Genomic DNA, 11,708 nt, shown 5'->3' on the forward strand with positions numbered 1-11,708 from the left:
GCGAAGCAAATTCATAGCTTACTTTACCGGTGTAGATCAGCTCTTCATCGCTAAACGTGCTGTCGAAAGGCCGCGGCAGAGGGAATGGAATTGCATCCGTTCCGATTGCTGGCGCCAGGAATGCAAAGCAACCCAGTCCAAAACGTTGGCGATCAAAGGCGATGCAACATTGCCGGCACCGATTTGACCCAAGGTCGCAGGGCAGAGCGTGTTGTTGGTCGCCGACTGAGCGAACGAACCGTCTTTGCTTTCATCCGAATAGCGCAGACCCAGTGTCAACTTCAGACCCTCGGCCACTTCCAGAGTGTTGTGGGTAAAGACCGACCAGCTTTTGCTGCTTTGCTCATAGGAATTTGAAGTCCGGATCGTTGACGGATCGACACCGGTCAGATTCTGCAGCGGTGTCGCGCCGAGGAAAGTCTCGCCGTTGCCGTAGAAGACAGGGTTGGCAGGGTTAAGCGTTCCGCCACCCGTTCCGGCCGCCAGCAACGCGCCGACAAGACGGTCATAATCCGTACCCAGGCCGAAATTGACCGTCTGCGAGATATCCTCTGTGGAATAATAACCACCGACCATCCAGCTGAGCGCGCCGCCGAGTGCTTCACCCTGCAGACGCAATTCGTGGGTCATTGTATCAATCGCGGTACCGCCACCTGGCAATACGTTGAAAACATCGAGACCCGAGAAGTCCGAATCATAGGCTTCTTCCGCCCGGAATTCGCGATAGGAACCGATGTAGATCAGGTCTGCAGTGTCGCTGATCGGGAATTCGATTTCGCCGGTCACACCCCATTGATCATTCGATGGATCTGCTCTCATATCGGACGTTGCGACCCGGTTTTCCACCGCGCGCTGCATGGCTGCCGTATCAAACGGGCTCACCGCAACATCAGGAGCGGACATGCCGCCACGTGCGCCAAGGCCTACAGCGCCGAACAGGCCGAATGTTTCGACCGGAGATTGCTGGACTTCGATTGCAGCACAGCAGCTCGCCGTGCTCTTGGAATAATCCGCAATCAGGCGACCACGGATGCCGCTGTCATTCTCGAAGCCAAGCTGGCCGCGAAGAAGATATTGATCGGTGTTGTTGGAATCACCGATGCTGTTGCCGGCGCTGTCGATGATATCAACATAGCCGTCACGCTTCCGATAGGCACCGGTTACGCGTAGCGCCAGAGTATCCTCGATAAGGGGAGCGTTGATCGCGCCCTGGACGCTCATATGGTCAAAATTGCCGTAGGTCGCGTTTACGAAGCCGCCAAAATCGTTGAGGTCAGGCCGGACGTTGGTGATGTTCAAGGCACCTGCCGACGTGTTCCGTCCGAACAACGTACCTTGTGGGCCGCGAAGAACCTCGACGCGTTCAACGTCGACAAATTCGCCGAGCGCAACACCCGGGCGTGACTGATAGGCACCGTCTACGAAGATACCGACAGCTGATTCAAAGCCGATGTTGTTGGAAGTCGTACCGACACCGCGAATACGAAGAACAACCGTTCCGGAAGCCGTTTGCGCGTTGGAGGTGGAGAAGCTGGAGGATACGCTACCGATATTCTGCACGTTCACCACGCCCTGCTGCTCGAGCTGGGCCGGGCTGACCGCGGTTACGGCGATAGGAATGTCTTGGACATCTTCTGCGCGGCGGGTTGCCGTCACGATGATTACATTGTCGTCGAAGGTTTCGACTTCTTGCGCTGCGTCCTGCGCAAAAGCGGGGGTGGTCATGGCAGTGCTACACAGTGCGGCCATGAGGATTTTGTTGATCATTTTCATATTTACTCTCCCGTTATACTTGCTTCCGTTGTCGCCAATTTCCTGGGGGGATGGCTTGTATTTACGTCAGCTGTGCTTGCGTCAGTCGATTAATTGCGCCATTAAATCAAGCGGAGACGGGCAGATAAGGGGCGATTCCACCGCAGACGTTGCAAATATGTAACAATCGCTGGGGATCATAAGGGCGGAAATCGGCCTTTGCCCGCGGGAGGGATGAAAAATGACACATAGAATGTCTGTATTGGTCGTACTGGGCGCGCTGATCAGCGGCTGCTCTGCCCACAAAGATGCAAGCGCCGAAGCGGAAATCGCGCTGGCTCCGGGTGAAACCTACGGAGAAGAAGCCAATCCGGACCGCAATGTCTATTTCGGCGACCTCCATATCCATACCAAGAACAGTTTCGACGCCTATATTTTCAACATCCGCACCTCGCCGGATGATGCCTATGAATTCGGCATGGGCGGCACGATAAAACATCCGCTCGGCTATGATCTGAAGCTAGGAGGCCCGCCGCTCGACTTCATGGCGGTGACCGATCATGCAGCCTATCTCGGCCATCTCGAAGCGATGAACACCGCCGGCACGCCATTATCCCGGCTCGACATCGCCAAGCAGATGTTCAGCACCGATCCGGACAAGATTATCGAGGCTTTCCAGCTGATCGGTGGAGCCGTCCGCGACGGCCGCAAGATGGACGGCGTCTATGATCCTGCCATCGTCGGGAATGTCTGGCAGCAGATAATCGATTCTGCAGAGAAATATAACAAGCCCGGCAAGTTCACCACTTTCGCCGGCTATGAATATACTGCGGTTCGCGTCACCCGTGGCGAAGACGGGGGCTTTGCCGGCGGCAATCTGCACCGCAACGTCATATTCCGCGATTCTGCTCCCGCCATGCCCTTTGCCACGGTGGATTCGACCAATCCGGAGGATCTGTGGTCCTGGATGGACGACCAGCGCGAGGCCGGCAATGACGCGATGTCGATCCCGCACAACAGCAATGTCTCGGACGGCGAGATGTTCAAGATGGAAACCTATAACGGCCAGCCGCTGACCAAGGCCTATGCAGAAAAACGGATCCGCAACGAGCCGATTGTCGAAATCACCCAAGTCAAGGGCACGTCGGAAACCCATCCGTCGCTGTCGCCCAATGACGAGTGGGCCGATTTCGAAATCTACGACAAATTGCTGAGCTCGATGGTCACGTCCAGGACCAGCGAAGGCGATTATGTGCGGCAGGCGATCGCCAACGGGCTGAAACTTACCCTGGAAATCGGTGCCGACCCGTTTCATTTCGGCTTCATCGGATCCAGCGACACCCATGTCGCCGGCGGTTCGTTCGACGAGAAGAATTTCTGGTCGAAAATCGGCATCGTCGACGGATCGCCCGAATCGCGAGGCTCGATCCCGCCCGGCGGCAAGAAGAGCTGGCAAGGCATTACCGTCGATCCCCGTGCAGCGAGCTGGTTCTCGCGATGGAGCGCCTCTGGCTATGCCGCGGTCTGGGCAGAACAAAACAGCCGTGAGGCGATTTTCGACGCGATGCGGCGCAAGGAAACCTATGCAACCACCGGCACACGCATAAAATTGCGCTTTTTCGGCGGCTTCGGCTTTGACGAGAAAATGCTCGATGATCCGGAAATGGTCAGCAAGGCCTATAGAGACGGTGTCCCGATGGGCGGCGATCTGGTCGGCAACAAGACGCCCGGCTTCATCATCTGGGCTATGCGCGACGCGATGAGCGCGCCGCTGCAACGCCTGCAGGTCATCAAGGTCTGGACCGATGGCGGCGAGGCGAAAGAGAAAGTCTTTGATGTCGCCTGCAGCGATGGCGGCGCGCCCGATGCGAGTTTCCGCTGCCCCGACAATGGCGCGCAAGTGGATCTGGCAAATTGTTCGATTTCCGCTGACAAGGGCGCTCCGGAACTGAATACCTTCTGGCGCGATCCCGAGCACAAGGCGGGCCAGCGGGCCTCTTATTATGTGCGGGTGCTGGAAAATCCGGTTTGCCGCTGGTCGACATGGGATGCGTTGCGGGCGGGCGTCGCGCCCAATCCCGCGCTGGCCAAGACGATCCAGGAACGCGCCTGGTCATCGCCCATCTGGTATGTCCCAACCGCCTGATTCGACGGGATATATGACGTGAAAATCTTTCGTGATCCGATCACGCATTTTGTCCTGATCGGACTGGCGCTGGTCGCCATCAACCATTTCTGGACCGTCTGGCAGGGCGAGCAGGGCCGAACAATCGTCGTGAGTGCGGCAGAAATCGACCGGCTGGAGAAAATCTGGGCGGGCACGGCGGGACGGCTGCCGACCGGCGAGGACCGGCAGCAGATCATCGACCAATATGTGCAGGAAGAGGTGCTGGTCCGCGAAGCAGGCCGACTGGGTCTGGGTGAAGGCGACACGATCATCCGGCGGCGGCTGGCGCAGAAAATGGACTTTCTGGTCGGCGATGCAGCCGCAGCGGACGACCCCACGGATGCCGAGCTGGAACGCTGGTTCAACGACCATCGCGACCGTTTTTCCGCACCGGAGATGCGCAGCTTTACCCATGTCTATTTCAGTCCCGAAAACACGGATCAGGAATCGAATCTGCAGCCCAAGCCGCACTCATACGGCTGCTATCCGGGGCAGACTGGAAATCGCTCGGCGATCCGTTCATCCAGAAGCGCAGCTATGCCGCGGTGCCCGAGCGGGAAGTCGGGCGGTTGTTCGGACCGGAATTTGCCGCGGCCATATTCAAACTGGACGCCGAAACATGGAGCGCGCCGGTCGGCTCCGCCTTCGGCCTGCATCTGGTCCGGATCGAGGCCATCGACAATTCCGCCCAGGCGCGCTTTGAACCGATCCGCGCCGAAGTTCTGGCCGCCTGGCAGGACGAGCAGCGCAGCGATGCGAAACGGGACGCGCTGGACAATCTGATCGGCAAATATGAAGTGGTGGTCGAGAACGAGCCATGACGCGCCCGCCCGTATCAGCCTCCTCGAAGTTGCAGAACCGGCTGAGCGGCGCTTGCTGGCTGTGGCCCATTCTGCTTATCGCACTCGGCCTGTTATTGGCGGTCAGTCCGGCAGCGGCCCATGAAATCCGTCCGGCTGCGCTGGAGCTGACCGAAAAGGCCGACGGCACGGTTGCAGTGATCTGGAAACAGCCGGTTCTTTCGGGCCGCAAGCTGAGGATGCGGCCCGTCCTGCCCGCCCAATGCGCACCGCCCGACCAGACGCAGCAGGAATTTACCGGCACGGCGACCATCGAGAGCTGGCAGACGGCCTGCCGGCTTGACCGCGGCGAAGTCAGGATCGAGGGGCTCGAACAGACGCTGACCGATGTTTTTGTTCGGCTAAATTTTGCCGACCGGCGCGAGCAGACGCGGGTCCTGCGTCCGGCCAGCACCGCTTTTTCGTTGGACGCACAGACCAGTGATTCCCCCGCCAGCGCCTATCTGCGGATCGGCGCGGAACATATGCTGTTCGGCTGGGATCATCTATTGTTCGTTCTCGGCCTGTTGCTGCTCACGCCGGTGCGCCGGATATTCTGGGTCGTCACCGCCTTTACCGCCGGCCACAGCCTGACCTTGGCCATCACCGCTCTCGGTCTGTTCCGTCTGCCGAGCGGGCCGGTCGAGCTGCTGATCGCGCTCAGCATATTCTTTCTCGCGGTAGAGGTCGTGCGCAAACGGTCCGGCAAGACCAGCCTGACAATCCGCCAGCCCTGGATTGTCGCCGCCGCTTTCGGGCTGCTGCACGGACTGGGTTTTGCCGGCGCGCTGGCCGACATCGGCCTGCCCAAAGGCCAGGAGATATGGGCGTTGCTATTGTTCAATCTGGGCGTGGAAATCGGCCAGATCCTGTTCGTCGCGACCATATTGGTCGGTTACTGGCTGATCGGTCGCCTGCCGGTTGACCGACAAATATGGCTGACCCGCCCTGCTCTTTACCTGGTCGGTTCGCTCGGCGCTTATTATACGCTGACGCGGATATTGGTATGAAGGGAGAGGCCGGACACGCCGGCCTCTCCCTTCAATATCGAAACACCGCAGGACGGATGCAGTCCTAGAATTTGCTGCGCAAGGTCAGTCCGTAGCTGCGCGGCTCCTGAACGAAGACCGATTGCGAACCGGAGCGCAGGATTGTCGCAAAGGTGACGCCACGGGTCACTTCATTGGTCAGATTGGTCACAAAGGCCTCAATCCCCCAGGACTTGTCCTGACTACCGATACCCGCGCGCAGATTGATCTTGATATTGCTGTCCTGCACGACAAACGGAAGCGGCTTCTCCGCGGCCAGATCAGTGGTATCGATCGCCTGGGTCGACGTGCGGCGATCACCCTCGAACCGGACCTGCGCGTTCAGGAAATATTCGAGATTTGCGCCGATGTCATTGCCATAGGTGGCCCCCGCAATACCGACATAATCCGGAGCGTTGGTGAGCGAATTTCCGCAAAGAGCCAGCACATTGACCGTGGTCTGGGTGCCGGCACAATCATCGGGATAATGGGCATCGGTGAAGGTCAGCGCTGCGTTGACCGTGAAATGATCGCTCGGCCGAAGCATCGTTTCGATCTCGACGCCTGAGAAACGGCCTTGGGAACATTGAAGGGGCGAAATTGCGTTCCGGTATATTCGAGAATCTGGAAGTTGGTAAATTCCTCTCGGAAAGCCGCCAGATTCAAGGTCACGCCATTGTCGAGGAATTTTGCTTTCAGACCAATTTCATAGGAATCGACCTCTTCCGACTGGAAGCGCGGATCGGCACCCCCGGCTGTCGCAGTCGAATCGAGATTGATGCCCCCCGATTTATAGCCGTGGGTAAAGCTGGCGTAGATATTGACCGGATCAGCGAAGGCATAAGACAATTTTCCGGTATAGATCAGCTCGCTGTCACTGAACTTGCTGCTGAACGTGCGCGGTGTCGGCAAAACAGCCGCGAAAGGCGCATCGGCCGGAGCGGTCAGGGCAAAGCAACCGAAGGCAAATAACGCATTTTGTAGCGAAACCGGCAGGCCGCTCAATGGTCCGCCAGGTGAAAGCTGCCCCACCACCGCCGGACAGACCGAATTATCGGTGCCGCCGGTGGCAAAGCTGCCCTCCTTGCTTTCGTCCGAATAGCGAAGACCAATGGTCAGCTTTAGCCCGTCGGCCACTTCCAGAACATTATGCGTGAAGATCGACCAGCTTTCGCTATTTTGCGCATAAAGATTGGTATTGGTGATAGCTGCCGGATCGAAGCCGGTGATATTCTGCAAGGGCGTGGCGCCGAAGAAAAGCGGGCTTAGCGGGTTGAGCGTAGCGCCGCCGGTCGCGCCGGCGAGCGTGGCTCCGACCACCTGATCATAATTGTCCCCCAGAGCCAGGGACAGCTCCTGCGTAATGTCTTCGCGGGAATAATAGCCGCCAACCAGCCAGTTCAGCGCACCGCCGAACAGATCGCCCTGGACCCGCAATTCGTGAGTCATGGTGTCAATCGCCGTGCGGTTACCGGTCACGTTGAACAGATCGAGATCCGAGAAATCATTATCATAGGCCTCGGTCGCATCATATTCGCGATAGGAACCGATATAGATCAGATTGGCGCTGTCGCCGAGCGGTACTTCAATCTCTCCGGTAATGCCCCACTGGTCGAACCGCGTTTCGGGTGCGAAACTGGCAGTGGCAATCAGATTGTCGGCCGCGATTTCCGCCGTGGTCGTGTCGAACGGATCAAGCGCGACGTCCGGGCCGGCCATGCCGCCCCGGGGTCCCAGCCCGACAGCCGTGAACAGGCCGGCGGTTTCGAGCGGTGACTGCAACACTTCAATCGCGGCGCAGCAACCCGCCGTGCTCTTCGAATGGTCGGCGATCAGCCTTCCCGTGATGCCGCCATCGGTTTCAAAGCCGAGCTGACCGCGAACAAGATATTGGTCTGTGCCGTTCGAATCGCCGATCTTGGTACCGCTGCCGTCGACCACGGTCACATAGCCGTCGCGTTCGCGATAGGCACCGGTGACACGGAGCGCCAGCTGGCCCTCGACGATCGGCACGTTCACCGCTCCTTGCACGCCCATCAGGTCACGATTGCCATAGGTCGCGTTGGCAAAGCCGCCGAACGCGTCGAGGTCCGGCCGTGTGTTGATGATGCTCAGGGCACCGGCGGACGTATTCCGTCCAAACAGCGTCCCTTGCGGACCGCGCAGGATTTCGACCCGTTCGACATCGACAAGTTCGGAAAGCGCGACACCGGGACGCGACTGATAGGCGCCGTCGATGAAAATGCCGACGGCCGATTCAAATCCGATATTGTTGGAGGTTGTGCCGACGCCGCGGATCCGCAGCACCACCGAACCCGAGGCCAGCTGGGCATTGGATACCGAGTAGCTGGACGATATATTGGTTATCTGACCGATATTGGCGACGCCTGGCGATCAAGTTCGACCGGGCCGACCGCGGTAACCGCCAGGGGGATATTCTGGACATCTTGCGAGCGGCGGGTTGCCGTGACGATGATTACATTGTCGTCGAAAGTTTCGGCTTCCTGCACATTGTCCTGGGCGATCGCCGGAGTCGTCAGGGCGGTTGTGCAAAGCGCGGCCGCGAGCAATTTATTGACTTCGTTCACTAATATTCTCCAGTTTGAAGCACTGTCGTTTATGTTTGATGGCGCAGAGAGGGGGATGGATTCCCCCCTTAGGGCGATTTCCTTGCCGAACCTTTACCATGGACAATCAATCAAACCCCGGCGCGGGACCAACCGCGAGCCGCGGCGGCGAAATATGCGGGTCGCCCTGGCCCAGCACAGAAGGTTCGCGCAGTTGCCATCTGATGCCCGACAACCAAAGGATGGGGGACAATGGCGCAGCTGCCGCCCGCACCGACCGGCGGGCATGAGATTTTCTGCCTGAAATCGCTCTTGGCGACCTCCCCCATCACCGCTAGAGGAAGGCGAAACATAAATTTAAGGACAATCAATGCCCCAACTCATCCTGCTCCGTCACGGCCAGTCACAATGGAATCTCGAAAACCGCTTCACCGGCTGGTGGGATGTCGATGTTACCGAAAAGGGCGTAGAAGAAGCCAAGGCGGCCGGACAGCTGATGAAGGAACGTGGGATCGATCCGAATGTCTGCTTCACCAGCGTCCAGACGCGGGCGATCAAGACGCTCAATCTCGCGCTGGAAGAAATGGGCCGCCTCTGGCTGCCGGTCGAGAAAAACTACCGGCTCAACGAGCGCCACTACGGCGGCCTCACCGGTCTCAACAAACAGGAAACCCGCGACAAGCACGGCGACGAGCAGGTCCATATCTGGCGGCGCAGCTTTGACACGCCACCGCCGCCGATGGCGTCGGACAGCCCCTATCAGATGTCGAGCGACCCGCGGTACAAAGGCATCGAAGTTCCTTCGACCGAAAGCCTGAAGGACACGATCGCACGGGTGCTGCCTTACTGGAAAGCCGGATCGCACCGGAATTGCAAAATGGCAAAAAAGTCCTGATCTCGGCCCATGGCAACAGCCTGCGCGCGCTGGTCAAGCATCTCTCGAAAATTCCGGATGACGAGATTACCGGTCTGGAAATTCCGACCGGCCAGCCGATTATCTATGAACTGGATGATGATCTGAACGAGATCGAACGCTATTATCTTTCCGAACGATAGGCTGGCGGGGCGATAGCCCCGGTCCCTATTCCGGCTTGTCCTTGGCGCGGTACATAGCGGCGTCGGCGCGGGACATCAGGCCGTCTGTCGTATCCTTGGGGCCGATGAAACAATAGCCGATCGAGGCGGACAGCGGCAGTTTCCTGCCTTCATGGCTGATATTCTCCTTGGCCAGTTGCTGGAGGAGGAAGTCTATCTTGTCCGCCACCTGATCGCCGTTCAGATTGTCGAGCAGCAGGCCGAATTCATCACCGCCGATCCGGGCAACCACATCTGTCGTCCGGGTATGGGTTTTCAATATTTCGGCCAGCCGCACCAGCAGGGCGTCTCCGGCAGCATGGCCATGTTCGTCGTTGATCGCCTTCAATTTGTCGACGTCGAGGAACAGCACTGCACAATTGTCGCCATATCGCCGACATCGCGCGACGCGATCCTCAAGGCTTTCAACAAAAAGGCGGCGGTTTGAAAGTCCGGTAAGCACATCATTATAGGCGTGCAACTTCATTTCAGCGAGATCCTCTTTCAGTGCAACTATTTCTTGCTCCAATATAACGCAGTTGGCGCAATGTTGATCATTGCTTGCTCTTTGCTGTCGCATTTTATTTGTGATTCCCAGGCCCTGTGCGCATATATATTTATATATATTTGAAAGCACAACAGGATTATTCCCTTTCACTGTGCCAGAGAAGCGGCGGTGGCGGCAAGCGATTATCGTCCGGAAATATCCCATTGGCCGGGCCTGGACTTGTCACCACGAAAATTCAAAACCCCCATATGTGTCATTGCGTCCGCACCATTTCATGACTAAACCGCATTGCTTCCGCAGCATTGTCAGGGACGAAAATGGCCGAAGCATCTCCTCCTGTTGGTATTATCATGGGCAGCCAGTCCGACTGGGCAACGATGAAGCTCGGCAGCGACATATTGGACCAGTTGCAGGTGCCGCACGAACAGAAGATCGTGTCCGCGCACCGCACCCCCGGCCGGCTTTATGACTATGCGACATCAGCAGCCGAACGCGGGTTACAGGTGATCATCGCCGGTGCCGGTGGCGCCGCCCATTTGCCCGGCATGGTGGCTTCGATGACCCGGGTGCCCGTGCTCGGCGTGCCTATCCAGTCGAAGGCGCTGAGCGGCATGGACAGCCTGCTCTCGATCGCGCAAATGCCTGCGGGAATCCCGGTCGGCACATTGGCGATCGGCGACGCGGGCGCAAAAATGCCGCGCTACTGGCAGCCGCAATTCTGGCCAATAGTGACCCGGCGCTGGCCGAAAGGCTGGAGGCTTGGCGCGCGGCCCAGACCGAAGCCGTCGCCGATGAGCCGGAATAAGCAGACGCCATGAAGACACTTGCTCCCGGATCCACCATCGGCATTTTGGGCGGCGGCCAGCTCGGCCGGATGCTGGGTGTCGCAGCAGCACAGCTCGGCTATCGCTGTCACATCTATGCGCCCAATAGCAACAGCGTGGCAGCAGAAGTCTCGGCCGAATTCACCTGCGCGGAAGATGACGATATCGCTTCACTGACGCATTTTGCCGAGGCCTGTGATGTGATCACGTTTGAATTTGAAAATGTGCCGGTCGATCCGCTGCACCGGATCGAAGCCTGCGCCCCGCTGCACCCGCCGATCGCGGCGCTGGATATCGCGCAGAACCGGGTTGCGGAGAAGAATTTCGCCCGCGACCATGGCGGCACCACGGCCCCTTTTGCCGAAGTGACCGACCGGCCTGCGCTTGATCGGGCGATTGCCGAAATCGGCGCACCGGCGATCCTCAAGACCATCCGCATGGGCTATGACGGCAAGGGCCAGTCGCGCATCCGTCCCGGCGACGATCTTGACCAGCATTGGGAGGCCGTGGCGCAGCAACCCTGCGTGGCCGAGGGCTTTGTCACCTTCGACCATGAATTTTCGGTGATATTGGTGCGCGGCCAGGATGGCAAGATCCGCTTCTGGGATACGCCGCACAATATCCATGTCGACGGCATATTGTCGGTTTCCAGCGCGCCCGCTCCAACAGAAATATTGGAACAGCAGGACGACGCCCGCGCGCTTGCCGCCAGAATGGCCGAGGCGATGGATTATGTCGGCGTGCTGACCTGCGAATTTTTCGCCACCAGCGACGGCCCCGTCTTCAACGAAATGGCGCCGCGCGTCCACAACAGCGGCCATTGGACGATCGAGGGTGCGGTCACCAGCCAGTTCGAAAATCACATAAGGGCGATTTGCGGACTGCCGCTGGGCGACACCGGACTGGCGGCGGCAAAGGTCGAGATGCACAATCTGATCGGCGCGCAAGC

9 protein-coding genes and 2 pseudogenes are annotated in these 11,708 nt (G+C 58.7%); 6 read left to right on the forward strand and 5 right to left on the reverse strand.

Annotation, left to right across the window (positions count from 1 at the left end; translation table 11 throughout):
• Positions 1-36: 36 nt before the first annotated feature.
• Positions 37-1,773: a TonB-dependent receptor gene (locus C8024_RS10685; protein WP_254305800.1), complete on the reverse strand. Its 1,737-nt coding sequence runs from the start codon at positions 1,771-1,773 to the stop codon at positions 37-39.
• Positions 1,774-1,993: 220 nt separating this feature from the next.
• Between C8024_RS10685 and C8024_RS10695 the strand changes: the two genes are divergently transcribed.
• From C8024_RS10695 to C8024_RS10705, 3 genes are all read left to right on the forward strand, one after another.
• Positions 1,994-3,898, forward strand: coding sequence for a DUF3604 domain-containing protein (locus tag C8024_RS10695; protein ID WP_173204928.1), 1,905 nt, complete (start codon positions 1,994-1,996; stop codon positions 3,896-3,898).
• Between the two features lie 500 nt (positions 3,899-4,398).
• Positions 4,399-4,740 (forward strand): peptidylprolyl isomerase, encoded by a 342-nt coding sequence (locus C8024_RS23360; protein WP_367947282.1) that lies wholly within the window; start codon positions 4,399-4,401, stop codon positions 4,738-4,740.
• Complete coding sequence (locus C8024_RS10705) at positions 4,737-5,768, forward strand: HupE/UreJ family protein (protein WP_173204931.1); 1,032 nt, start codon at positions 4,737-4,739, stop codon at positions 5,766-5,768. The genes C8024_RS23360 and C8024_RS10705 overlap by 4 nt, the downstream gene beginning before the upstream one ends.
• Positions 5,769-5,832: 64 nt before the next feature.
• Here C8024_RS10705 and C8024_RS21580 read toward each other — a convergent pair whose 3' ends face one another.
• Genes C8024_RS21580 through C8024_RS21585 form a run of 3 tightly spaced genes read right to left on the reverse strand, consistent with a single transcriptional unit; the run spans position 5,833 to position 8,374 of the window.
• Positions 5,833-6,333 (reverse strand): hypothetical protein, encoded by a 501-nt coding sequence (locus C8024_RS21580; protein ID WP_367947280.1) that lies wholly within the window; start codon positions 6,331-6,333, stop codon positions 5,833-5,835.
• Complete coding sequence (locus tag C8024_RS10710; protein WP_367947283.1) at positions 6,291-8,162, reverse strand: TonB-dependent receptor; 1,872 nt, start codon at positions 8,160-8,162, stop codon at positions 6,291-6,293. Before C8024_RS10710 ends, C8024_RS21580 begins: the two co-directional genes overlap by 43 nt.
• On the reverse strand, positions 8,150-8,374 hold the full coding sequence (locus tag C8024_RS21585) for a hypothetical protein (RefSeq protein ID WP_254305802.1): 225 nt from the start codon (positions 8,372-8,374) through the stop codon (positions 8,150-8,152). Before C8024_RS21585 ends, C8024_RS10710 begins: the two co-directional genes overlap by 13 nt.
• Before the next feature lie 349 nt (positions 8,375-8,723).
• Between C8024_RS21585 and gpmA the strand changes: the two are divergent.
• Positions 8,724-9,409: pseudogene (gene gpmA / locus C8024_RS10715) on the forward strand (2,3-diphosphoglycerate-dependent phosphoglycerate mutase).
• A 25-nt stretch (positions 9,410-9,434) separates the two neighbouring features.
• Here gpmA and C8024_RS10720 read toward each other — a convergent pair.
• Positions 9,435-9,914: a GGDEF domain-containing protein gene (locus C8024_RS10720; RefSeq protein ID WP_173204933.1), complete on the reverse strand. Its 480-nt coding sequence runs from the start codon at positions 9,912-9,914 to the stop codon at positions 9,435-9,437.
• 338 nt (positions 9,915-10,252) lie between these two features.
• Here C8024_RS10720 and purE point away from each other — a divergent pair.
• Both purE and C8024_RS10730 read left to right on the forward strand, forming a co-directional pair.
• Positions 10,253-10,740 (forward strand): annotated as a pseudogene (gene purE, locus C8024_RS10725) (5-(carboxyamino)imidazole ribonucleotide mutase).
• A 9-nt stretch (positions 10,741-10,749) separates the two neighbouring features.
• A partial coding sequence (locus C8024_RS10730) for a 5-(carboxyamino)imidazole ribonucleotide synthase (RefSeq protein WP_173204936.1) occupies positions 10,750-11,708 on the forward strand: 959 nt, incomplete at its 3' end.

The organism is Sphingopyxis sp. BSNA05 (assembly GCF_013265645.1).
Taxonomy (GTDB): domain Bacteria; phylum Pseudomonadota; class Alphaproteobacteria; order Sphingomonadales; family Sphingomonadaceae; genus Parasphingorhabdus.